17 protein-coding genes are annotated in these 23,940 nt (G+C 47.2%); 3 read left to right on the forward strand and 14 right to left on the reverse strand.

Translation table 11 applies throughout. The features are described 5' to 3' along the window. Nucleotides 1-7: 7 nt before the first annotated feature. Nucleotides 8-931 carry a GDP-L-fucose synthase gene (gene fcl, locus PCH02S_RS27355; RefSeq protein ID WP_127457275.1) on the reverse strand — a complete coding sequence of 308 codons (924 nt, stop codon included), beginning with the start codon at nt 929-931 and terminating at the stop codon, nt 8-10. Nucleotides 932-954: 23 nt separating this feature from the next. After that, nucleotides 955-2,034 (reverse strand): GDP-mannose 4,6-dehydratase, encoded by a 1,080-nt coding sequence (gene gmd / locus PCH02S_RS27360; protein ID WP_127457276.1) that lies wholly within the window; start codon nt 2,032-2,034, stop codon nt 955-957. A 235-nt stretch (nt 2,035-2,269) separates the two neighbouring features. Between gmd and PCH02S_RS27365 the strand changes: the two genes are divergently transcribed. Next, nucleotides 2,270-4,780 (forward strand): O-antigen ligase family protein, encoded by a 2,511-nt coding sequence (locus PCH02S_RS27365; RefSeq protein WP_164819760.1) that lies wholly within the window; start codon nt 2,270-2,272, stop codon nt 4,778-4,780. Between the two features lie 56 nt (nt 4,781-4,836). Here PCH02S_RS27365 and PCH02S_RS36530 read toward each other — a convergent pair whose 3' ends face one another. The 3 genes from PCH02S_RS36530 to PCH02S_RS27380 form a co-directional block, all read right to left on the reverse strand. Continuing rightward, the gene (locus tag PCH02S_RS36530; protein WP_246069272.1) at nt 4,837-7,890 is read right to left on the reverse strand and encodes a DEAD/DEAH box helicase; all 3,054 of its coding nucleotides are present in this window, start codon (nt 7,888-7,890) and stop codon (nt 4,837-4,839) included. Then, nucleotides 7,887-9,149 carry a hypothetical protein gene (locus PCH02S_RS27375; RefSeq protein ID WP_127457278.1) on the reverse strand — a complete coding sequence of 421 codons (1,263 nt, stop codon included), beginning with the start codon at nt 9,147-9,149 and terminating at the stop codon, nt 7,887-7,889. The genes PCH02S_RS36530 and PCH02S_RS27375 overlap by 4 nt, the downstream gene beginning before the upstream one ends. Nucleotides 9,150-9,259: 110 nt before the next feature. Then, nucleotides 9,260-9,514: a hypothetical protein gene (locus tag PCH02S_RS27380; RefSeq protein WP_127457279.1), complete on the reverse strand. Its 255-nt coding sequence runs from the start codon at nt 9,512-9,514 to the stop codon at nt 9,260-9,262. Nucleotides 9,515-9,797: 283 nt separating this feature from the next. Between PCH02S_RS27380 and PCH02S_RS27385 the strand changes: the two genes are divergently transcribed. Next, entirely contained in the window at nt 9,798-14,036 is a 4,239-nt protein-coding gene (locus tag PCH02S_RS27385) for a GGDEF domain-containing protein (protein ID WP_127457280.1), read from the forward strand. A 375-nt stretch (nt 14,037-14,411) separates the two neighbouring features. Here PCH02S_RS27385 and groL read toward each other — a convergent pair whose 3' ends face one another. The 9 genes from groL to PCH02S_RS27430 all read right to left on the reverse strand — a co-directional run bounded on the left by groL (nt 14,412) and on the right by PCH02S_RS27430 (nt 21,670). Continuing rightward, entirely contained in the window at nt 14,412-16,040 is a 1,629-nt protein-coding gene (gene groL / locus PCH02S_RS27390) for a chaperonin GroEL (RefSeq protein WP_127457281.1), read from the reverse strand. A gap of 93 nt (nt 16,041-16,133) precedes the next feature. Next, on the reverse strand, nt 16,134-16,415 hold the full coding sequence (groES, locus tag PCH02S_RS27395) for a co-chaperone GroES (RefSeq protein WP_028553854.1): 282 nt from the start codon (nt 16,413-16,415) through the stop codon (nt 16,134-16,136). A 231-nt stretch (nt 16,416-16,646) separates the two neighbouring features. Continuing rightward, nucleotides 16,647-17,405: a twin-arginine translocase subunit TatC gene (gene tatC, locus PCH02S_RS27400; RefSeq protein ID WP_127457282.1), complete on the reverse strand. Its 759-nt coding sequence runs from the start codon at nt 17,403-17,405 to the stop codon at nt 16,647-16,649. A gap of 72 nt (nt 17,406-17,477) precedes the next feature. Further along, nucleotides 17,478-18,020, reverse strand: coding sequence for a twin-arginine translocase TatA/TatE family subunit (locus PCH02S_RS36770; protein WP_127457283.1), 543 nt, complete (start codon nt 18,018-18,020; stop codon nt 17,478-17,480). Nucleotides 18,021-18,032: 12 nt separating this feature from the next. Next, a complete protein-coding gene (locus PCH02S_RS27410; protein ID WP_127457284.1) occupies nt 18,033-19,046 on the reverse strand; it encodes a molybdopterin-binding protein in 1,014 nt (337 codons plus the stop codon). Continuing rightward, nucleotides 19,043-19,534, reverse strand: coding sequence for a MogA/MoaB family molybdenum cofactor biosynthesis protein (locus PCH02S_RS27415; protein WP_029197035.1), 492 nt, complete (start codon nt 19,532-19,534; stop codon nt 19,043-19,045). The genes PCH02S_RS27410 and PCH02S_RS27415 overlap by 4 nt, the downstream gene beginning before the upstream one ends. 104 nt (nt 19,535-19,638) lie before the next feature. Then, on the reverse strand, nt 19,639-20,127 hold the full coding sequence (gene moaC / locus PCH02S_RS27420) for a cyclic pyranopterin monophosphate synthase MoaC (RefSeq protein ID WP_258567637.1): 489 nt from the start codon (nt 20,125-20,127) through the stop codon (nt 19,639-19,641). Nucleotides 20,128-20,143: 16 nt separating this feature from the next. Next, a complete protein-coding gene (locus tag PCH02S_RS27425) occupies nt 20,144-20,773 on the reverse strand; it encodes a 5-formyltetrahydrofolate cyclo-ligase (RefSeq protein ID WP_127457286.1) in 630 nt (209 codons plus the stop codon). Between the two features lie 63 nt (nt 20,774-20,836). Next, nucleotides 20,837-21,670 carry an endonuclease/exonuclease/phosphatase family protein gene (locus tag PCH02S_RS27430; RefSeq protein WP_127457287.1) on the reverse strand — a complete coding sequence of 278 codons (834 nt, stop codon included), beginning with the start codon at nt 21,668-21,670 and terminating at the stop codon, nt 20,837-20,839. Nucleotides 21,671-21,813: 143 nt separating this feature from the next. Here PCH02S_RS27430 and PCH02S_RS27435 point away from each other — a divergent pair, with 143 nt between their 5' ends. Beyond that, entirely contained in the window at nt 21,814-23,757 is a 1,944-nt protein-coding gene (locus PCH02S_RS27435) for an ABC-F family ATP-binding cassette domain-containing protein (RefSeq protein WP_127457288.1), read from the forward strand. Nucleotides 23,758-23,940 lie beyond the last annotated feature (183 nt).

Genomic DNA, 23,940 nt, shown 5'->3' on the forward strand with positions numbered 1-23,940 from the left:
AAATCTCCTACCTTTGTAAAAAGCTAGTATATGTTGATTCTATACCTTCTCTTAATTTAATTTTAGCTTCCCATCCTAAAGAATGAAGCTTTGTAACATCTAATAACTTTCTAGGTGTACCATCCGGTTTAGTTATGTCCTTTACAATAGCCCCGTCGTAACCAATAATATCACCTACAAGATGAGCCAATTCTATAATAGAAATCTCCTTCCCAGTACCAACGTTCACTGTTTCATTTCCTTTATAATTTAACATTAAGAAGTAACAAGCATCAGCTAGATCATCAACATGCAAAAATTCCCGTTTGGGAGTGCCTGTTCCCCACATCACGACTTCCTTCACTCCACTGATTTTTGCTTCATGAAATTTTCTGATGAGTGCTGGTAACACATGTGAGTTCTGTAAATCATAATTATCATTTGGTCCGTATAAATTCGTAGGCATAGCACTAATAAATTCTGTACCAAATTGACGATTATAATATTCACACATTTTTAAACCAGCTATTTTTGCAACAGCATATGCTTCATTAGTCGGCTCCAAATAACCATTTAAAAGAGATTCTTCCTTAATAGGTTGTGATGCCATCTTAGGATATATACAAGAACTACCAAGAAAAAGTAATTTCTTAACTTTGTGAATGTAAGAGGAATGTATTATATTTGATTCAATCATTAAATTACTATAAATAAATTCAGCAGGATACGAGTTATTTGCATGAATCCCCCCTACTTTTGCTGCAGCCAAAAAAACATAATCCGGCTTTTCAAATGAGAAGAAATTTTCAACTTCTGTTTGTCTAGTCAAATCCAATTCTGAGGATCTCTTAAAAATAATATTTTTATATCCTTCCATCTCAAGCTTTCTGATAATTGCAGATCCTACCATCCCGTTATGACCAGCAACATATATTTTACTATCTTTATTCATATTCCATCTTCCTTATATATAAATTAGTCAAACGCTCTTCTAATACGTTCTTCTTTTTCAACAAACTTCATATCTTCGTGTACCATTTCTTTAATAAGTGCCTCAAAGCTTGTTTTTGTTGGATTCCATCCAAGTACAGACTTGGCTTTAGTTGGGTCACCTAATAGTTGTTCTACTTCTGCCGGCCTAAAATAATTAGGATCTACCTCTACAAGAACATCCCCATTTGATTGATTTACTCCTCTTTCTTCAATCCCTTGTCCTTGCCATTCAAGCGAGATTCCTGCTTCCTTGAATGCAAGTGTGCAAAACTCCCTTACACTATGCATTTCGCCTGTTGCAATGACAAAATCTTCTGGCTGTTCATGTTGTAACATTAGCCACATGCATTCTACATAATCCCTCGCATGTCCCCAATCTCGCAGCGCATCAAGATTACCTAGATAAAGTTTTTTTTGTTTTCCCTGTTTTATTCTAGAGGCAGCTAAAGTAATTTTCCTTGTTACAAAAGTCTCCCCTCTTCTTGGTGATTCGTGATTAAATAATATCCCGTTTACTGCAAACATATTATAGGACTCTCTATAATTCTTAACGATCCAAAATCCATATAACTTGGCGACACCGTATGGACTTCTCGGGTAAAAAGGAGTAGTTTCTTTTTGAGGAATCTCCTGAACTAGACCGTATAGCTCTGAAGTTGAAGCTTGATAAATACGTGTTCTGTCATTTAACCCTAAAAGCCTGACAGCCTCCAGAATTCGTAAAGTCCCAATTCCATCTGCATTAGCTGTATACTCTGGAGTTTCAAATGAAACTTTCACATGTGACATCGCAGCTAGATTGTAAATCTCATCAGGTTGTACCTTTTGTATGATAGAAATTATATTGGTTGAATCCGTCATATCACCATAATGCAGGTGTATCTTTCTATTGGAATGCATATCCTCTATCAACTCATCAATATATAAATGTTCAATTCTACTTGTATTAAAAGAAGAGCTTCTTCTTATAACTCCATGCACTTCGTAACCCTTTTTCAATAAAAATTCAGCAAGATACGCTCCATCTTGTCCTGTTATTCCTGTAATTAATGCTTTTTTCATAAAATAAAATGCCTCCGCTATTCCTTAAATTTAATAAATTTGATCTAATAAATTTATTTCTCAATTTAATTGATGTCATATAACGACACATGTTACTTAAAATAAATTGTTATTACGGTTACTGGTAAATTTCAAATAATAATTCTAAACACTATATATAATCTCCATTTGGAAACTCCCTTCCATCTATGCTAAAATGAAGTCGAACTTTAGCGAAGAAGGAGACTATTTTCTCATGAGTGCAAGTAAGAATGCCTACGCGGCGTCGCGTGCAAAAGCGAATGGTACGATAACGACAGAGAAGAGCTCTGTTATCTTTTGGATTTTAATTGTGTTTACGGGCTTATTCATGTTCTGGGCGCCGTTTCAGCGGGCGTTGTTTAACGGAGGGACGTTTGATTTCGAGCGCTCGATCTACTCGGCTTCGGTGTGGTCCTCCATCATTATGCTGCTGATTGCAATCCTGGCTTTCTTTGTTTTCAAGCTTAAGGATCAGAAAGATGTATTAACGATTCTAGTACTCATTATGCCTCTTACTTATGTCATTTCTTTGTCGAACTCGGCCTCACACTATTTGGCAACCAATATGGTCTATATCCAAATGCTGTATGCAACCTTCTTCATTTTAGGTGTATTTCTGACAAAAAACAAGCTTGGTGTGTCGATAGTTGCAAGTTTATTGATGATATCGGGATATTTCATTGTTTTATTCGGACTTTTGTACTGGCTGGGTAATGGAAGCTTTGCAGCACAACTGGTTAGCTGGTTCGCATTTATGGATTCACCGAATTTATACCGCGATGCGATCATGACGGACTCGAACGGTTTGCGTCTGACTTCCGTTTTCCAATACGCGAATACATACGCGGCTTTCTTAATTACTTTATCACTCGGAGCGTTGTTCTTCGTAGTGAAGTCTCGCAAGTGGCAAACGGTTCTCCCGCATGCGTTCCTGTTGGTGCCGATCCTTGTTTCCTTCTGGCTGACGCTTTCCCGCGGTGCTATCGTGGTTATTCCGGTTGTTTTCTTGATTATGTTGTTCTTCTTTTCGATCAGCAGACAGATTCTTGCTCTCCTTCAGTTCGGACTAGCTTTCCTAACGTCTATCTTGATTCTTCAAAAAGTAACGGATATCGGAATCGGCTTACAAAAGCAGCCTAGTGCTTCTGAATCATGGCACGGCTGGTCAATTCTGCTCATTGCTTCTGTAGTTTTCACAGTGATTGCTATCGTTATACAGCTCTTCGTAGCTCCATGGTTAGAGCGAATTACCGCTCGTTTTGATGCAAAAAAATATGCTACTTTCATTCTTCCAGTAGCGGCTATCGTTGTTGGTGTTCTAGGTGCCATTCTAATCCTAAGTGATACAGGCTTCAAAAACATTCTTCCTGACAATGTAAAAACTCGGATTGAAAATATTAACTTCCAACAGCACAGTGTTCTAGAACGCGGAACGTTCTACAAAGACGCAGTTAAGCTTTGGAAGGATTATCCGATCATTGGTGCCGGCGGGGGAGCTTGGGCTTCTTTATATGAGAAGTATCAAAACAATCCATACACAAGCCGTCAGGCTCATAACTTCGCCCTTCAATATCTAGTCGAGACCGGAGCGCTCGGATTCCTTGCTTTTGTAGGTTTTGTAATTGCAGTCATGGTGTTCTATATACGAAGCTACATTAAAAATTCGCAGGAGAAACGAGATCTGCACTTCCTATTTTTCATTGTAACGATCTCACTTTTGGTCCACAGTATGATTGACTTCGATTTGAGTTATGTGTACTTGGGCGCTATTCTGTTCCTTGCCCTTGGTGGACTGCTTAGTAATACGTCTTCAGCACCGCTTCGTTTTAAAAACGATTCTGCTGTAATTCACAAATCATTCCCGGCGCTGCTGGCTATCTTGTCGCTTGTGATGTTCTACATCTCGGTTCAGCTTCTCTCGGCGAATGGTTCTTATAAAGAAACGCTTGCGGTTATCAAAACCAGCCAAGATTACAATCAAATAATTCAACCATTAGACAAAGCAATCTCTTTACACCCTGCGCATCCGGATTATTTGTTAACGGGCCAAGTCAGCAGAATCGGGATTCTGCTTCAGGTTTACAATCAAGTGCAGAAAGAAGATCCAACAAAAGCGGAGCCTTTTTTCAATCAAGCCCAAGATCTAATGAATCAGCTGTTGAAAAAAGAACCTCATAACCGTGCGGTGGCCATGCAGCAGCTTAATATGCTTCTGTTAAAAGGTAAGCACGAAGAGGCGCTAAACTGGTCGAAATCTCAAATTGTAAACTACCCTTGGTACACGGAAATGTACGAAAAAAGTATAACGCTAAATATCGATCTTGCGAATCAAGCAAGTGCAAAGAACAATACGCAGGAGTATAATGCAAGACTCGATGATGCTCTTGCCATTTACAAAGAAGTTCTAGCTCGTGTTGATTCCCTGAAAAACCTGCCTAAAGAGCAGGCACAAGGCCGTCCTTTTGCCGTAACACCAAATATGGCATTGAATGTCGGTCAGATCAGCTATATGCGTGGAGATTACGTTAGTTCATCTTCAACGATTCAACCTTATATAACAGATAATCTCGATGACCAACCGAACCGTACTCTGATCCGATGGTATTTGGCTGCTTTACAGAAACAAGGCAAAAACGATCAAGCCCTTCAGGATAAATTAATTGCAAAAGATCCTGCTGAGAAGCAAAACATTGAAGCGATTGTTACTGCAAGCTTTCCAAAATAGTAAAAAGGCTGTCTCAAAGGTCTAATAGACCTGAGAGATAGCCTTTTTTGTGTCCGTTATTTCTCCACCCACTCCCGGCGAAGCGCAAACAGCTCCCTCAGCTCACTCGTCGACATCTCGGTGACCCAGCTCTCGCCGGTGCCGACAATTTGATCGCTGAGGCCTTTTTTGCGTTCGATCATCTCATCGATACGCTCCTCGAGCGTGCCCAGTGTGATGAACTTGTGCACCTGCACATCGCGGCTCTGGCCGATGCGAAAGGCGCGGTCCGTGGCCTGGTTTTCCACGGCGGGATTCCACCAGCGGTCGTAGTGGAAAACATGGTTCGCCGCGGTGAGGTTTAAACCGGTTCCTCCTGCTTTCAGCGAGAGGATGAAGATCCTGCAGCGCTCCGCCTCCGGGAGCGCGTCGTCCTGGAAGCGCGCGATCATCTCATCGCGCTTCGCCTTCGCCACAGCCCCGTGCAAAAACTGCACGGGCTCCCCCCGCTCCTGCGCGATCACGCGCTGCAGGAGGTGGCCCATCTCGACGAACTGGGTGAAGATGAGGCAGCCGCCTCCATCGCTTCTTAGTTCGTCGATCATTTCAAGCAAGCGCTCCAGCTTCGCTGAGCGCACACCTCTCCCGGGGGCTACCCCTGCCCCCGCACGATCTCCTTCCTTCAAAAACAAGGAAGGATGATCGCAAATCTGCTTCAGCTTCGTCAATGAAGCCAGAATAAGCCCTTTTTTCTCCATCACGGAGAGACTGTCGATTCTCTCCATCAAGGTTTGCACGACGTTTTCGTAGAGTGCACCCTGTTCGGGGGTCAAAGCCACATAAGCTTTGGACTCCACTTTCTCGGGCAAGCTCAGCTGAATGGCCGGATCCTTTTTAACTCGCCTTAACAAGAATGGGCGTATCAAGCGCTGAACGCGTGATGTCAGTCCTGGCGCGCCGTCCGTGCTTTTTTCAATGGGTCCCACATAATGATGATTGAAATGGCGTAGTGTACCGAGATAGCCTGGATTAATAAAATCAAAAATCGACCAAAGCTCGGTCAACCGATTCTCAAGCGGCGTACCTGTCAATGCGATCCGGTGGCGGGCATTCAGACCACGAATGGCTTGAGATTGCTTCGTATAAGCGTTTTTGATATTTTGGGCTTCATCCAAACAAAGCGTGTTCCAAGTGATGCTAGCTAATTCTTCTTCATCCAACAGAGCAATGTTGTAAGAAGTTATGACAAGGTCGGCGCCTGCCACAGAAGCTTCGAATGCCTCACCCTTTGCGCGCTGCGCACCATAATGGAGATGGATGTTAAGAGATGGCGCGAAGCGCTCAAGTTCCTTTTGCCAATTGCCAAGTACGGAGGTCGGACAAATCAACAAGGAGGGAACTGTATCCGCTATAGCTTGTAACTCAGTTTGGCCGTTGCTCTGGCTGTGGCTTTGGTCTTTCCTTTGGGCTTGGCCTTTGCTTTGGCTCTGACTTGGAATTCGACCTGTCAATTGCTCAGCAGCACCCTTCACAGCCAGCAAATAAGCAATAAACTGCACCGTCTTCCCAAGCCCCATATCATCCGCCAGGCACCCGCCCAGTCCAATTCCACGCAGAAAAAGGAGCCACGACACCCCTTCCTCCTGATAGGGCCTAAGATCAGCCTCCAGGCCATCAATCTGAACAAAAGGCAGCGATTCACGTTGATTGAGCTTCCTCAGTAAGTTCCTAAGCGAACTGTTTAGTTCAAAATGGACCTTAAATTCATCCTTCTGTTCACCGGTGGAAGACACCTGCTGCGAAGGCTCGTCCGTAAGCTGCATCTCCAGAACGTCCCGAAGGGAGAACCCCTTGCGCTTCTCTCTCTGCCGCATCGCCGCTTTCATCTGCTCTAAGTCGGCAGGATTCAGCTGCACCCATCTGCCGCGAATATAGATCAGCCTTTTTTTCTGCTCGGCAATCTGATGGAATTCTTCCTCGGATAGATCGACACCGCCCAAAGCCACTCGCCAGTCGAACTGGATGATGTGGTCCATGCCGAACATCGGCCTGCGCGATGTGCCAACAGAGCTGCGCACTTTCGCTCGCAGCTGAGGCCGAGCACGGCTGAGCTCTCCCCACCACGAAGGCAGGAAAACCGAGATGCCGGCAGCAGCAAGCAGCAAGCTTGATTCCGTAAGAAACTCCCAGGCCTGATCGTCTGATAACTGCTCTACGATTTTCCCCTTCTGAAACTCACTTTCAAGCTGTGGTAAAATACGCAGCACGCGATTCGTTTGATCCTGGATGCTGGCATCTATGCCATCCTGCCATGCTGCAGGAACTCTCCCCACCAAAATAGTCCCCGCCGTGCTGAATTCCACAAAATGATTAGTATCCTGACGATCCTGCGCGATGAATCTTAGCCGCCAGTCCGCTCCGTTATCTTTGGCCGTCGTTGTCCCGTCTACATACGTTTCCGCATAGGGTTCTACGAGCTGTACACAGATTCGGTAAGGTTTACCGTCCTGTTTCCAACCGATGGCCAGCAGCCAATCTTCCTCTTGCATCCAGCTCGTTTCAGCGGATGGACCCTCTCTCAAGAGTGCATTCCCCTCCGATAATCGCCTCCATTCCTTGCCGATCTCCGAATCAGGCGCTTCTTTCATCATTTCCAAGGCTGCCGCATGGAACCAGTCATGCCAGAAATCCTCATCCTGCGTCCCCTTGTATAGATGCTCAAGCTCTCCCAGCTTCGCACCTGGCAGCTGCGGCTTCCACCCCATACCGCCTTGAAGCCAATGCCGGAAAGACGGCATGTACCACCCGGCAGTTAGCGCCTCACTAAACAGCGCAGCCCCTTTTTTCATCAAAAGTACATCTGCATCCCAGGATAATTTCCCATGCAATAATGTACCCGGATTAGCCAAGTAGTCCAAGGCCATATAAGGGGTCAAGACCAAGGCCTCGCCGTACCCCGTTCGAATACTTTCAAGCTGAGTGCCGTAAAAAGACCCCTCATGCCAAGCAAATAGCAGCTTTCGCAGCGCGTAGCCGGGAACCTCGTTGGCCTGTTCTGTCTCTCCATAGAAGGCAAAACTCCCTGTAGGGAGCTTTTGCACGCGAATATGTACCTGTGACAAGCTGATCATAGCAGTAGCTTCCCTTTCCGTAACTCCTCTTGAAATGCGCGGTATCGCGAATACTGTTTAATAAGCTGCACCAAATACGCTTCAAATCTAGGCGTTTGTTTCAGTTTTTTGTAGGCAGCGGCCAGCTTTTTGAGGAGCTTGACGCCTTGTTTATACGATTCGCGATTTTTAACCTGGAGAATTTCATCTATGGCATAATGATACAGCGGCAGCAGCGCGTGAGCATCGGCTTTCTCGACCATTTTCAGCTGATTAGAGTCAATATCGAGGGGAGATATGCTTAAGCAAAGCATCAAATCTGCCCATGCCCGGTACTCCTCTTTCCCCAGCAAGAAGCGAGCGTAATGCCGGTAACTGCCAGGAAGCTGCTCCACCATGGCTCTCCTGTACTCTTCATCTATGCCCGTGCCCGCTGCCGCCTCTTCCCACAAATCAAAATACTCAGCAGCCTCATACGTCACTTCCTTGCGAATTGAATGACCTAGCCATCTGAGCCACTTCAGTAATCGATCCCACTTCTCCTCATGCACAAAATCTCTTAGATAACCAAACCAATCCCCCGGCTCAATCACCTCAGTCCCCGTCAGGACGCGATCCCATGCATTTTCGTCCTCACCGGACAACATATCGAAATGCGCTAACGCCATAACCGCCGTTTCACGCTCCGCTTGACTTCTTCCTCTTTCACCTGCCATCTTCCGCAACCTTACAAGCTCGTCCGCTATAAGCTCCTTTTCATACAATAATCCAGACCACAGCAGTTTACTGATCTCAAACCATTTGCCTCTGGCTTCCCTCGATTCCTTAAAAACCTGTACAGCCACATAACCGGCAAGCTCTTTCAAATGCTCTGAGTACCTTTCCTGGGCATGCTCCATATCAATGCTACGCAAAACAGTGGTCAGTTGTCCCTGACTGTGCTTTGTTATTTTAGAAAAAAAGTAACCTGCATTATAAAAAAAGTCATACATGCCTGACTTCGCATCCGCCAAAGCATCGCAGAGCTGAGTTAGATACAGAACAACTTGAATATCATAGATACCCCTGATTGTTAACTCCCAATCGTCCGCAAACTGATTGAGCTGACCCCACGCCCGCATATATAATTCCTCGACGCTAAAAGCGTTGTATACTTTAGAATTCGCATATTGCTTGTCAAAATAAAGGATCCAATCCGCACACGTTCCTGTCTCCTTCGGAGTGCTTACCGGACCCCGGGCCGTTAAATCAATTTGTGGTTTAGCATCTAGTTCGTGCATGCCCGACCTCCTCGCTCAAAAAAGCTATCTATTCATTATACAGGAAAAGGCGCCCATCGATAAAAAAACCCTAGCTGGAATCTTTACAGACTCAGACTAGGGTATCATCTTTATTTGTCGCGCAGCATGCCTTGGTGCGGATGCGGGTGAGTACCACAATACTCATCTGTCTCTTCATACGTACACACATGCTCATAAACTGGCACACAATGATGTCTATTTACGATTTGAATCGGGTGAATAACTTGAACCTTTTGGGGGTGATAGAAATCTCTAACGATTCTTTCTGGACTTGTCATTATAGGGTCAGCTGGGGGACACTGAAATTGTTTTCCTTGGCTAGTTTGATTCGGTTGATAAGCCATTGATGAAGTCAACTCCTCTTTAGGTTTGAGATAGTATACGTCTATGCCTAGTCCAAGGAATGTACCAATGCCTAGTTTTCCGGTAAATGGGCTCATTTTCTGCAAGCCAAGCAGGTAGATGTCCAATCAGGACGAAAAATGACAGGCTCTCTGGTGTTTTCACCATTTCGATCTCCCATTTGTCGCTTATTTTTGTTACAATTAAGAAATCAGACCTATTCGATGGAACCATCCCCATCCCCTACATACATAAACCCTATACTTTAGAAGGAGAGGGAGTAAGATGAATACTACAACTTATAGAAATTTTTCGGAAACTCGACATCTAACTTACTCTCACACCTTTGACTATACAGAAATGCATTTTAATCATAAGTTATGGTCTTACTTCCCTTATAAACAAATTGAGAGCCGCCTGCTCTCTTGGGCGGAAGCCGCTCAAGGAGACTATTTCCGTCAACCGACAAGTTGGAAGCTCACGGACGGGGATCTGATTGTGCAGCTGCCCTCTCTACCGGATGGCTTCGTGCCTTTTTCGCAAATGGAGCATGAACAGTTAAGCGATAAAACCAAAGCTAAGCTTCTTATCCCCCTTTGTAAAGCGCTTTCAATATTGCACGATAAACAGTTTTATATGGGCTTTCTTTCGCCGGACATGCTATTTTTCCATCCCAAAACACTAGCCATTCTAGTTGATGTCCAACCATTCCCCTCCGCCATTGAGTTCATCAATCACTTGCTGACAGACTATCCATACAGCTTGTTTCCACGCTATGCGCGAAGGTTTCTTTTATCACGCGTTGCTGATTTTGAATCTATCCATCTGCTGCTGGAGTCGATGTACAACGGCTATGTACCTGCGGCTTTGCAGCCTCTTTCTGAACGGCTTCATACGAAGCCTGAATCCTTTATATTCGTTGACGAGATTGCTGCAGCCCTGCTTGACTATTTGCATCTTCCGGCGGAGCCACAATCTGATACAGCTATCCAAATCAGCTCAAAATTGCTGCACCCAACCGCTTCTCCCATTACACATGACCAGCAGGAGCGTTTTCGTGATTTTTTGAAATCCAATGAAGATCGACTGCTAGGTCTCATCTGCGAAGATGAGGCTATTCGTTTCGATTTGTACGCCCAGCACATCAACGAAGTCATTGAAAAGGGATATTATTTCAAAATCATCTCACAAGAGCTGCCCTATTCCACTTTGCGTGAAGTGGTCTCCAGAACGCTGCACAAAGCTTACGATATTCTTCCGGAGTCCATTACGATGCTGCGAAACTTGGCGCGGAAATTTGATCAACTGCTCAAAAAACACTATGAAGGCGACGACATCCTTTATCTGCTGACAGAGTGGCTGCATCAGTTTTTCATGTCGGTTATTCCGCTTTTTCCCATTCAAAACTTTGTGTTCACCTTTGAGAACTGCGAGCACTTTGATGAAGATTCCCAGGTGATTCTACTGAACTTCTGGAAAGAGCATGGCCATGAGATGAATTGCCTGAACTTCATTTTCAGCGGAAGCCGTATTCCTGCCCATTTTACAGAAATTCCTTTCCAAGTCCTTAACATGCATCATGCGGACCCGGCCATCTATGTGCAGTTGCTCGCTTCACAGTTTGGACGAGCAGACATTGCTTTAATCGACCAGCTAAAAAACTGGCTATACGAATATAGAATTAACGCAAGCCACTGCCGCATAATTTTGGAGGAGCTTGCCCAGTCTCATAGCATTCAGATCACCAAAAACGGTTGGGAACCAACAACCCGATTTCATCTGGATTATGAGCAATTGAATCCTCTTCGCCTGATTGCAAAGCGTATCGCTGTTCTGGATGTAAAAGACTTAGAGCTTATGAGGCTTCTATGCTGCCTGCCTATGCCGGTCCATGCTGCCTCCCTCTTTACAGCCAATCGACTGGATGCAGGCAATATTCTGCTTTCGGTGACCAGGCTTGCAGAGCTCGGCCTTATGCATGTTAGCCGCAATGACAGTCTTTTTATTTCGAGTGAAATTATTGGGCTGGTCCTGCATCAGCTGCCGGAGGACAAACTTGCGTCCTATTACCAAACAGCACTGAAATATCTATACAGGTATCGTCCATTCGCATTGCCTCAGTTGATCACGCTGTCATGTCAAGCAGGAGAATACAACGTCGAATACTATTTGCTTATCAAATATTACAGACAAATTCGCACGCTGCTCTCTTACAGCCAAAAGGCCGAAATCTTGGAGCGCATCAAATATTTATATGAAAAACTGGGAAGGCCTTACCTTGTTTTCCTGGATCGACTGCTAAGCCGCATGTATCATCTGCTCAACCAGTTCGCACAATCCGAACAGTTGGCTTTAACCGTCTATGAACGAACGGGAACCATATCAGACCGATTTAGTTGGTTATCTATTCGCATCATTCAAAATAATGTAGATGTTTATCAACTGCGCGAGGAGCTTTTCCCTTTCATTTTTGATGAGAAGCAGCTGCTTACGGATCGAGTACGGGCCGCATTTTTGCTCAATACGAGTAATCTTTGCTTTCCGCTGCAGGATGAAGAAATGCATACCTTGCATAAGTTCTATATCGAAGTAGCTTATCCCAAACGTCATTTGCTTGCCCTGCGGCATTTTGCGGAAATTACGAATTACTATACGATCAATATGTTGATCCATTTTCCCGAAATGGAAGAGTGGGCCTTATCGATTGCCGCAAAACTTGAACCGTTACTGGACTCCTCACCGCATACGGATTTGATGCTGCGTCTTTATGACGTTTATTCGTATCAAAGCAACAATAAAATCATCAATACGTATGTCTATCGTGGAATTGAAGGCGCCAAGCGCTCAGGATATACGATTAAAGAACAAGTTGGCCATCTGAATGCGATGGAACTCTCCTTGAACCAAGGCGATATCGCCAGTTATTTGTATCATAAAGAACGCGTTCTGCAAGTCGACAAGCTGCGCCGCAAGGATTTGGCCGAAAATTATTTGACCAATCAACTCTTATTCGCTCTGGAGTGGGAGGAATGGGCGTTATTCCACCAGTTGGAGACGAGCCTTATTGAGCAGCAAATTACCGATTGGGGCCAGTCCTTGCTGGCCGTTTATCAAGGCTACGCCGCCTTTCGTCAGCAGCTAACGGTTCACGTTCCCGACTTTCTTGAGAATGAAAATCATTCTATTTTCCTTGAAGCGCTGCATCAAACAGGATTAGGTAACACCTTGTGTGCTTGCCAGCTTTTTGAGCAGTTTATTGCTAAAAACAACGCTGGTCTTTACGCCGGCTGGGCTTATCGGGAAATGATTACTCTTCTGCTCAAACTGCATTCGGAAAGAGAACGAGTAGACCACTGGTTTGACCAATTTGAAACCTACTTGAAACAATACGCCTATGATGTCTTTTGGCCTGATTATTACAGGCTTTCAGCGGAGAGATCTATGGCCGAAGGCGACATTCAACCTGCCATGCTGTACTTAAGGCGCGCATTAAACGGCTATCAGATGATTCAAAAGGAAACGTGGCGCCCGTATCTGACAGCCTGCATGGAACAAGCGATTGCCCCCGCTTATGCGCCAGCGTCTCCGGCTATTTTACAGGATGATTATGTGCAGAAAATGATGGCCGACCGCGAACAATGGCTGCTTCTTTCCTTGGATTTGCAAATTATTATTGAATTAAGCGAGCAAATAACGGAAACGCTGGATCTGTCTACTACCATGCAAAGACTGACCAAGGCTTTATTCGACTATTTCCCGGTCATTCAACTTTCAATCACGTACAAGCTGCTGCATTATAAGCAAAAAGTTTTCGTCACCGCCTCGGGATTGCGTGATCATGACGAATTGATTGCCTACCAAACGCGAAGCGAAGATCACGGCGTGCTCGTCTTCACGCTGTTTCAGCGTGGCGATCAGGCGATCACCTTGCAAGTTCATGTCGATGGCATGACCAAAACGAAGCAGCAGCACATGGAGCACTTCCTGTCCTTCATCAAACCGCATATCATCAACGTACTTCTGCATCGCGAAATGGTCATTGATAACTTGACCGGTTTCTATCTGCGGGGTTATTTCATGGAGAAGCTGCGAGAAGAGTTTGAGCTTGCCAGCCGTTACCAGCTGGATCTCTCTGTCATCATGATCGATGTTGATAATTTCCGGAGAGTCAACGAATTCGGTCATCCCGAAGGGGACCGGGTGCTGCGGGAAATCGCCGATATTTTCCGGTTCAATTTAAGGAAAAGCGACATTGCCGGCCGATATGGCGGCGAGGAGCTTATTCTTATTTTACCGAAAACGGATGGCAAAGAAGCCCTCAAGATTGCCCATCAACTGCGTGGCGAAATTGAGAAAGAGTTCGCCTACGGGCGTCCATACACGATCACCGTTAGTGTCGGTGTTTCTTCCTTGGAGCTGTGCCAGCCTAGCTCTATCGAGCAGCTTATTGAGCAAGCGGATACCGCTGAAATTACGGCGAAGCGGACCGGGAAGAACAAGGTGATTGCGGCTTGGGATTTGTGAGCGGGTGGTGAGGCGGGGATGCGGGGATTGCTGTGCATGGCCTACGGTACCGCGCGGGTCGGTGCAGGACAGAGCGGCTTGGTACGATGAGCCTAACGGACTGAGATGCCGCTATTCGCCACTTTTGGGCTCAATTTAGCATCTAACGGACTCAGCTGCCGCTATTGGACTTGAAATGCCCATTTCCGCTCCAATTATTAGCGAATAACGTCCCTCCTGTCCGTTAGATCCCGAAAAACAGCCAAAATGCCCAAATAGTGGCCACTGTGTCCGTTAAAAAATGATCGACACTACCGATCATAAAAAAAGAGGCTCCTCAGATAAATCTGAGGAGCCTCTTCGAGCTAGCTATGATGCAGAAGGGCGAAGCCCTTCTTACATCATGCCGCCCATTCCGCCCATGCCGCCCATATCAGGCATGCCTGGTTTGTCTTTTTCTGGTTTATCAGCGATTACCGCTTCAGTTGTCAAGAACATAGCTGCTACGGAAGCTGCGTTTTGAAGTGCGGAACGCGTTACTTTCGCAGGGTCAACGATACCAGCTTCGAACATGTTTACCCATTGTCCGGATGCTGCGTTGTAGCCGATGCCTACTTTTTCGTTTTTCAAGCGCTCAACGATTACGGAGCCTTCTTGACCAGCGTTAGCTGCGATTGTGCGAACTGGCTCTTCCAGGGAGCGCAGGATGATGTTAACACCTGTTTGCTCATCACCGGAAGCTACTACTTTCGCTACTGCGTTGTATACGTTCACGAGAGCTGTACCACCACCGGAAACGATACCTTCTTCAACAGCTGCGCGAGTCGCGTTCAAAGCATCTTCGATGCGAAGTTTGCGCTCTTTCAGTTCTGTTTCAGTCGCTGCGCCAACTTTGATTACCGCTACACCGCCGGAAAGCTTAGCCAAACGCTCTTGCAGTTTTTCTTTATCGAAATCGGAAGTTGTTTCTTCCAGTTGGGAACGAATTTGTGTTACGCGTGCTGCGATGTCTTTTGCGTCGCCAGCACCGTCAACGATGATTGTGTTTTCTTTGGTTACGCGGATTTGACGCGCGCTACCCAATTGCTCAGGACGCGTGGATTTCAGATCCAAACCAAGCTCTTCTGTAATCACTTGGCCACCAGTCAAAGCAGCGATATCGCCAAGCATAGCTTTACGACGATCACCGAAACCAGGAGCTTTAACAGCTACGCAAGTGAATGTTCCACGAAGTCTGTTCACAACAAGCGTTGCTTGTGCTTCACCTTCAACATCTTCAGCGATGATCAGAAGTTGTTTACCGGATTGAACCACTTTTTCAAGAACAGGCAAGATTTCTTGGATGTTCGAGATTTTTTTGTCAGTGATCAGGATGTATGGGTTGTCAAGGACAGCTTCCATTTTATCCGTGTCAGTGATCATGTAAGGGGAAGTGTAGCCACGGTCGAATTGCATACCTTCTACAACTTCAAGCTCAGTCAAGAAACCTTTGGATTCTTCAACAGTGATAACGCCGTCTTTACCTACTTTTTCCATAGCTTCAGCGATAAGTTCGCCTACTTCTTCGTCAGCAGCAGAGATTGCCGCAACTTGTGCGATGGATTGTTTGCCTTCGATAGGCTTAGCGATGGATTGAAGCTCTTCCACAGCCGCTTTAACAGCTTTCTCGATACCTTTGCGGATAACCATTGGGTTAGCGCCTGCAGTAACGTTTTTCAGACCTTCACGGATCATAGCTTGAGCAAGAACCGTTGCTGTTGTTGTACCGTCACCGGCAACATCGTTTGTTTTGGTAGCAACTTCTTTAACAAGTTGAGCTCCCATGTTTTCGAAAGCATCTTCAAGCTCGATTTCTTTCGCGATCGTTACACCGTCATTCGTGATGAGCGGGCTACCGAATTTTTTCTCAAGTACAACGTTACGGCCTTTAGGACCTAGGGTTACTTTTACAGCGTTAGCCAAAGCATCTACCCCGCGAAGCATCGCGCGGCGTGCGTCTTCACTGAACTTAATATCTTTTGCCATGAATAGGAAACCTCCTCTTATTTAAACGATACATAGTAAGTAATAAAACGGAAAACCTAAGTAAAACGTAATGCCGATCTATATCCTGCTAAATTAGGCTAATACAGCGAGAATGTCGCTTTCGCGCAAGATCAACAGTTCGCGGCCTTCGTATTTCACTTCAGTTCCTGCGTATTTGGAGAAAATGATACGGTCGCCTTCGCTTACTTCAAGCGGAACACGAACGCCATCTTTCAACGCGCCTGCGCCTACGGCTACAACTTTACCTTCTTGTGGTTTTTCTTTCGCTGTATCTGGCAGCACGATACCACTTGCTGTAGTCTCCTCTTTCGCAACGGCTTCAATGATAACTCGATCACCTAACGGTCTGATCATGGAAAAATAGCCTCCTTTAGAAAATTGGTAATGGTGTGTTTCAAGGTTATTAGCACTCGAATGTGTTTAGTGCTAACAACAACTCTTATGATACTCATTCTGGGAGTAATTTGCAAGTCCTTTTACACATTTTTCGTACTTTCGAACACCCCCCTCATTCTACCCAAATGAAAAACAAATATTCCCTATCGCAAAGAAAAACAGCCTGCACAAAAGTGACAGACTGTTTTCTTATTTGGGACCGAATTCCCGTTCCCATTCTGCATCCTGCAGCAGCTGTTTACGGTAAATAAAACGCGACATAAATACGCTAAACTCATATAAAACGATAAGCGGCAGAGCTACGAGGATAGCCGAAATGGCATCCGGAGGCGTAATGACTGTAGCTAAAATAACGAGCAGCATGTAGGCATACCGTCTGAATTTATGTAACCGTTTCGGGTTAAGAAGCCTGATTTTCGTCAAAAACATCACCACAATCGGCATCTCAAACACAATGGCCAACGGAAGAAGGATGTTAAACATAAATGTGAAATATTGAGCTGCACCATACATCTCGGTAATGTCGAGACTTTTGCTAATGGAAGAAGTAAAGTAAAAAGCCATCGGAAAAACAACCCAGTACCCGAAAGACAGGCCAGCTAAAAAAAGCAGAAACGCATATGGAATATAAATAATCGAAGCTTTCTGCTCCGTCTCTCGCAGCCCAGGCTTAACAAACGCCCATATATGATACAGCGTAACCGGCAGGGCAATAAGGATACCCACGGCTAAGCCGAAATTCATATACAATCGCAAAGCGTCCCATGGAGAAAAAACATTCCAGCTAATCGAATCTGCCGGCGGAATATTTTTGAGGAATCGAATGATTGGCCTTGCGGAAATCAAACCCGCCACCATCCCGATGACCAAGACAAGCAATATCCACATGATCCGTTTACGCAGCTCACCAAGGTGCTCCACGAGTGACATTTCTTCGTTCGTTGACATATTTCACCAACCTGATCTAGTGAATCGAGCCTGTAAGACTGAACCACTTGTTATGCTAAAAAGAATAATGGACTAGTCCGGTAAGCGGCGCGAATGACTTGGTTGAACAGCTGCCGGTGCTGTAGTAGTTGGCGTAGATGGCGCACGTTGCGCGTCGGAATCCTCCGCCAAGTCAGTCATCTCAGGCCCGGGCGCGCTCGAGATAAACGCCACAGCTGCCTTTTCGGCAGGCGGCGCGGCTGCAGGCGCCGCTGACGGTGCATCAGCCTTATCCAAGGCTGGAGCGCTCGTCGCGAAAGCGACAACAGTTGGCGCTGGAGATGCAGGCGAGGCATCAGCCTCGTCCAAGGCCGAGCTACTCGCGAAAGCAACAACCGCAGCTGGCGCTTCCTCCTCGGCAGCTGCGCTAGCCTGCGGAGCTTGCTGAACCGCAGCTGGCGCAGGTGCAGGTGCCGCTTTCGGCTCATCATTCATGAGCTCGTACGCACCCTTCTTGAAATCCCTGAGCGTACGTCCCAGCACACGGCCAATCTCGGGCAGTTTGTTAGGTCCGAACAACACTAACGCAACGACCGCAATCAATAATAACTCGGTAAAACCGATATTTTGAAACATGTCTTTCATCTCCTAACACTGATAAAACCCGCCATACCCCATCTCCGTAATGTCGCTGCGCACAATCGTCTCGCCTGCGCAAATACGCGGCAGCAGCACATCAAAGGACGTATACGGGTCATGCATCACGCAACCCGGCAAGCCCATGATCGGCACATTCCCCAGATAGGCGATCATCAGCATCGAGCCCGGCAGCATCGGCGTGCCGTAGCTGACCACGCGGGCGCCGGCTTGCTTGATCGCGCCCGGCGTGCGGTCGTCCGGGTCCACGGACATGCCGCCCGTGACCAAAACCAGATCCACGTTCTGCGCAAGCAGCGCGTGGATCTCACCAACAATCGCTTCGCTATCGTCGAGCGCGAAGCGTTGGTCTACCACCTCGGAGCCTAGCTGCGCGACCTTCTCCTTCACCACCGGGCCGAATTTATCCTGAATTCGGCCCTTGAACACCTCGCTGCCCGTCGTCACGACGCCAACGCGCAGCTTGCGAAACGGCTTCACCTCCAGCAAGGTGAAGCCCTCCGCACGGCGAGCGGCGGCAATCCGCTCGACCTCCACGACCTTCGCTTCGTCCACAATCAGCGGGATCACCCGCGTGCCGACCAGCGAAGCGCCTGCTTCCACGACCACGCCGCTGCGGATGGTCGACATCACCACCTCGTCGATCGCGTTCACGCTGTCGACGAAAGCTTTATCGATTCGGACTAAGCCGCGAATCGGCGATTTCACGTTCACTTTGCCTTCATGCGGCTCCGTGAGAATGAGCTCGTCGCCCGCTATCGCTCTCGCCATCCGCTGCGCGGCTTCATCCTCATGCAGGTAGCCCGGCTGCAGCTCCATCGCATAAATATGCTCTTTGCCAATGCTGAGCAGTGCAGGAATATCGGCCTCCGTCACTTGGTGGCCTTTGCGGAACAGACGGCCTTTGAACTCGCCCGGCAAAATCTGCGTCAGATCATGCGGCAGGATCATCCCAACGGCATCCTCCACCTTCACTTCTCGCAGCATGGACTCCTGTCTGCTCATCCGTGGTCACCTTCTTTGCCTGTCAAAATCCCAAGCGCATGCGGCAGTTGATCGATGATTGCCATCAGATTCTCCTGCACGCCTTTGGGACTGCCTGGCAAATTAATAATCAACGTACGGCCGCGAATGCCCGATACCGCTCTGGATAACATCGCTTTCCTCGTCTTCTGCATGGAAATCATCCGCATAGCTTCGGCAAAACCCGGAGCAACCCGGTCAATAACATTCAGCGTTGCTTCCGGCGTCACATCGCGAGGCGCCAGCCCCGTCCCGCCTGTCGTCAAAATCAAATCAGCCTGATAATAGTCCGTCATTTCTATTAATGAAGCCATAATTTCATCCATCTCGTCCGGTACAACACGGTACTCGATGATCTCGCCTTGAATCTCTTCTTCAATGAGCTCGCGGATTACCTGAGCGCTGGTGTCTTCTCGTTCTCCTCGGTAACCGCGGTCACTGGCTGTCAAAATCGCAACTTTCCAGTGCATCCTTCGTCACCTCTCCCTTGTTAACTGAATGAGATAACCCCTACTACGGAATGATCGTCGACTTCATCTATGCGCAAACCCCAGTGGTCTAAGTCGCGTCTCAATCAACTATCTTGTCTGTGAAAATCCCCATTTTTACCGCCTGTTTTCGTGACTAGCATCGTGGAGCTGATGATCATGTCTTTCTCTGCGGCTTTGCACATGTCATAGACGGTTAACGCAGCTGCGGATACGGCTGTTAAAGCCTCCATCTCCACGCCTGTCGGTCCCGTCGTCCGAACAGTTGCTTCTATGTAGAGTTCGTTGCTGCCATTATCGGCAAATTGAATGTCTATGCCCGATAAAGCGATCGGGTGGCACATAGGAATCCAATCTGACGTTTTTTTCGCGGCCATGATGCCAGCCACCTGTGCGACAGCGAGGACGTCGCCTTTTTTCATTTTACCCTGCTTAATTAAGGAGAGTGTCTCGCTTTTCATAAGCAAAGTCGAACGGGCCGTCGCTGTTCGCTTCGTCTCCGGTTTGTCCGAAATGTCAACCATGCGAGCTCGTCCCTGTTCGTTAAAATGGGTTAATGGAGAGGAATCGGGCAAATCACTTACCTCCCTTTTAAGTTTCTGTTTTGAAAACCATTTTGCTTTCGGTGACAATGCCATCCACCCGGAAATCGTGCCAGGAGGAGGGAACTGCAGGAATCAACTGCTTATCAAAAGCAGCAGCAACCGCAAAAGGTCTCTTCAGACCCCGCGCAGCAAATAGCTGCATGAACCTGTCATAGAAACCGCCGCCATAGCCCAGCCTTCCGAAATCCATGTCAAAGGCAAGCCCTGGCACCAGGATCATCGAAATGGTGGATAAATCTTGCTCGATCGGCACATTGCTATGAGGCTCTCTAATGCCCCAGGCGCCGCTCTCCAGATCGTCGTAGGCGTGTATGATATGCAAATTCATTGTTTTCGTATCTGCTACAACCTTCGGCACAAGCACACGAATTCCCTGCTGCCAACACCATTCCATTAGTGGAGCAACATCCAGCTCCGACCGGAATGGCATATAAGTCATTATTGTAGGGGGAACGGACGCCTCCTGCTGCTGAGCACCAAGAAGTCTATCTGAACAAAGCTTCGTCATTCGCTCATGAATGCGCTGCTGCTTCTCTTCCCGTTCTTCCGCTGTAATGGATGAGCGTAGTTCTTCCATATCCTTACGTAGTTCAATTTTCCGTTCACGAATGTTCATACTGGCTCAGCCCTTCCTAACAAGGAGTGGTTTCCCCCATTTTAACATAAACAAAGAAAAAAACTATACTCGTGCTGCAGACCCCATTATAAACCGCGCTATAACAGGAAAATGGTCCGAAAATATCGTCGGAACCGTCCAAGCGGAACCGCTATTTTTCACATTTGCAAAAACATAATCGATCCTTTGACCATCTTCAAAAGTGCCTTGAGAAGCTTTGCTTATTGGGACGTCCATGAGCGACATCCTGTTCATTTTGACTGGAAAGGCATCCTCTTCCATATTAAAATCACCGGCAACCACAAGCGGGCCTTGTTGATCGGCCAAAAGCTCCAATATGCGCGTAAGCTGCAGCCGCCGATCCTCCTCGGAAAGTCCCAAATGGGTCGTGGCAACATGGACCGGCTCGGAGCCAACCTGTATCGTCGTCATTAGCAGGCTCCTCGTTTCCAGATTTCCGGGCAGAAGCGCCCAACTGCTGTCGACAATCGGATAGCGACTCAAAAGGGCCGTGCCATATTGACCTACCTTATAGGTTAGACTAGGACTATAAACCATATGCATGCCGAGCATTTCGGAAAGCTCACGGGCCTGGTCCACGAATCCGCTGCGCAGGCGGTAACGGTCTACTTCTTGAAGAGCGATAATATCAGCATTTCCATGCCGCAAAAGATCGGCAATCCGAATGATATCTACTTTACCATCCATGCCTTCTCCGTGGTGCATATTAAAAGACATAACTGTGAAGGAAGCAGGCGCTTCGGTACTAGCGGCAGGCATAACGGGAATATTGGATAATAAGCCTTTATCCCAGCCCTGGATTGGCGACCCAAGCACAACAACAAGCAGCGCAATTAAAACTATACATCTGGCAAGCCGCAAAGACACGTACGCCATCCCCTATCTCCTTCAGGCTCTATGCAAAATTAAGCATACGACGTACTCACGCATGGTGTATACTAGTGAATTGATGGGATTATAGGCAGTTCGGTTCACGCCTTGCACAGGTTCTTTCATTAATAAGCAGGAGGCAGCAGAAGATGTTATTACAGGTTTCTAACATTTCCAAAAGCTACGGGGTACGTTCTGTACTCTCCAATATAACGCTTCAAATCGAGGACAAGGAACGTATCGGTCTAGTCGGCGTCAACGGTGCCGGGAAGTCAACCTTGCTCCAGATTATTGCCGGCGAGATGTCTTATGACAGCGGCGACCTTTTCAAAGCGAAAGAAACGAAAATCGGCTATTTAAAACAAAACAGCGGTCTGCAAACGGACAAGTCCATTTGGAACGAACTGCTCAGCGTTTTTAGCTCCTTGCTGGAAACAGAGAGAGAGCTGCGCGAGCTCGAAGCCCAGATGGCTGACCCCTCCCTCATTGAGGATGAGAAAAAGTACGAAACAACGATGAATCGTTACGCGGGGCGCTCCGAGTATTTTCGCGAGCAAGGCGGGTACGAGATTGAAGCCAAAATCCGTGGGATCCTTCATGGGATGGGCTTCGGCCAGTTTTCTCCTGACACACTGGTTCAAACGCTAAGCGGCGGCCAGAAAACAAGACTGGCATTGGCGAAAATGCTGCTCGAAGAGCCCGATCTGCTCATGCTCGATGAGCCTACGAACCATTTGGACATCCAAACGCTGACTTGGCTGGAAGGCTACCTGCGGGGTTATCCGGGTGCGATTCTGGTCGTATCCCATGACCGCTTTTTCCTGGATGCTTTAGCCACGTCTATTTATGAAATTGAACGCCATGCTTCCAAGCGGTATACGGGCAACTATTCCCGTTTTATCGAGATCAAAGAAGCCAATTATGAAATTGAAATGAAGCAATTCGAAAAGCAGCAGGAAGAGATTGCGAAGCTGGAGGATTTTGTACAGCGCAACATCGTGCGTGCTTCTACGACCAAAAGAGCGCAAAGCCGCCGCAAGCAGCTCGAGAAAATGGATCGTCTGGATAAGCCTTTGGGCGATTTGAAGCGCGCTTCGTTTTCTTTTGAAATCGAGCAGACATCCGGTAAAGAAGTCCTTCAGGTCGATCGTTTGGCGCTTTCCTATGACGGGAAAAACCGTCTCCTAGACGGTGTCTCCTTCCAGCTGCGCCGCTCGGAAACGGCCGCCCTTATCGGCCCCAACGGGGTCGGGAAATCGACGCTGCTCAAGACATTAATCGGTCAGCACAAGCAAGATGCCGGCACCTTCAAGTGGGGAACAGGCGTCACAATTGGCTATTACGATCAAGAGCAAACGGGTTTAACCCCCTCCAACAGCGTGCTCGAGGAAGTGTGGAACACCTACCCGCATCTGGAGGAAGCCCGGATTCGCACCGTGCTTGGGAACTTCTTGTTTAGCGGAGAAGAAGTATTCAAGAAAGTCTCTTCCTTAAGCGGCGGCGAAAAAGCCCGTGTCGCTTTGGCCAAACTCATGCTGCAAAAAGCGAATGTGCTCATCCTCGATGAGCCTACCAACCATTTGGATCTATACAGTAAAGAAGTGCTGGAATCTGCGTTGATGGATTATGAGGGAACCCTCCTTTTCATCTCCCATGACCGCTACTTCTTGAATAAAATGGCTGAGAGCATGCTCGATTTGCAAAAAGACGGGCTCACCGCTTATCTTGGCAATTACGACGATTATTTGGAGAAAAAAGCGGAGCTTGCCGAAATGGAAGCAAAGCGATTAGCCAAAGAAGCGGAGAAAAAATCCGCTAGCAGCGTAGGTAAAAATGAACCCGCCGTCAGCAGCGGCGGGTATGAAGCGGACAAAGTGGCTAAGCGCGAGGAACGCAGCCGCCAGCGTAAGCTGGAGCAGCTTGAGCTCGACATCGCACGTTTGGAGGACGAAGTCTCCGCCTTGGAGGCGGAGCTTGCCGATCCGGACGTGTACAACAACTACGTCCTCGTTCAGGAGAAGACGGCCGAGGTCGACAAGCGGAAGAGCGCGCTTGCGGCTTGTTATGAAGAGTGGGAAACTTTGCTCGCTTAATTGCTTGCGGGATGACGGACTTGCTTGTAGAGGAAGATCAGTCTCATACATCTTATCTCAGAGATCTGAGAAAGACATAAAGGCCCTCTCACGCTCTGCTTCCGCTAGGAAGCTGCGTGAGAGGGCCTTTTTGGACTGCTCTCGCTCTGCTTCTGCTAGGAAGCTGCGTGAAAGGGCCTTTTT

Source organism: Paenibacillus chondroitinus NBRC 15376 (assembly GCF_004000765.1).
Lineage (GTDB): Bacteria > Bacillota > Bacilli > Paenibacillales > NBRC-103111 > Paenibacillus_E > Paenibacillus_E chondroitinus.

Excerpts from the sequence above, each read along its gene's own strand:
- fcl (WP_127457275.1), bottom strand. The coding sequence starts at position 931 with ATGAATAAAGATAGTAAAATATATGTTGCTGGTCATAACGGGATGGTA.
- gmd (WP_127457276.1), bottom strand. The coding sequence starts at position 2,034 with ATGAAAAAAGCATTAATTACAGGAATAACAGGACAAGATGGAGCGTAT.
- PCH02S_RS27365 (WP_164819760.1), top strand. The coding sequence starts at position 2,270 with ATGAGTGCAAGTAAGAATGCCTACGCGGCGTCGCGTGCAAAAGCGAAT.
- PCH02S_RS36530 (WP_246069272.1), bottom strand. The coding sequence starts at position 7,890 with ATGATCAGCTTGTCACAGGTACATATTCGCGTGCAAAAGCTCCCTACA.
- PCH02S_RS27375 (WP_127457278.1), bottom strand. The coding sequence starts at position 9,149 with ATGCACGAACTAGATGCTAAACCACAAATTGATTTAACGGCCCGGGGT.
- PCH02S_RS27380 (WP_127457279.1), bottom strand. The coding sequence starts at position 9,514 with ATGGCTTATCAACCGAATCAAACTAGCCAAGGAAAACAATTTCAGTGT.
- PCH02S_RS27385 (WP_127457280.1), top strand. The coding sequence starts at position 9,798 with ATGAATACTACAACTTATAGAAATTTTTCGGAAACTCGACATCTAACT.
- groL (WP_127457281.1), bottom strand. The coding sequence starts at position 16,040 with ATGGCAAAAGATATTAAGTTCAGTGAAGACGCACGCCGCGCGATGCTT.
- groES (WP_028553854.1), bottom strand. The coding sequence starts at position 16,415 with ATGATCAGACCGTTAGGTGATCGAGTTATCATTGAAGCCGTTGCGAAA.
- tatC (WP_127457282.1), bottom strand. The coding sequence starts at position 17,405 with ATGTCAACGAACGAAGAAATGTCACTCGTGGAGCACCTTGGTGAGCTG.
- PCH02S_RS36770 (WP_127457283.1), bottom strand. The coding sequence starts at position 18,020 with ATGTTTCAAAATATCGGTTTTACCGAGTTATTATTGATTGCGGTCGTT.
- PCH02S_RS27410 (WP_127457284.1), bottom strand. The coding sequence starts at position 19,046 with ATGAGCAGACAGGAGTCCATGCTGCGAGAAGTGAAGGTGGAGGATGCC.
- PCH02S_RS27415 (WP_029197035.1), bottom strand. The coding sequence starts at position 19,534 with ATGCACTGGAAAGTTGCGATTTTGACAGCCAGTGACCGCGGTTACCGA.
- PCH02S_RS27425 (WP_127457286.1), bottom strand. The coding sequence starts at position 20,773 with ATGAACATTCGTGAACGGAAAATTGAACTACGTAAGGATATGGAAGAA.
- PCH02S_RS27430 (WP_127457287.1), bottom strand. The coding sequence starts at position 21,670 with ATGGCGTACGTGTCTTTGCGGCTTGCCAGATGTATAGTTTTAATTGCG.
- PCH02S_RS27435 (WP_127457288.1), top strand. The coding sequence starts at position 21,814 with ATGTTATTACAGGTTTCTAACATTTCCAAAAGCTACGGGGTACGTTCT.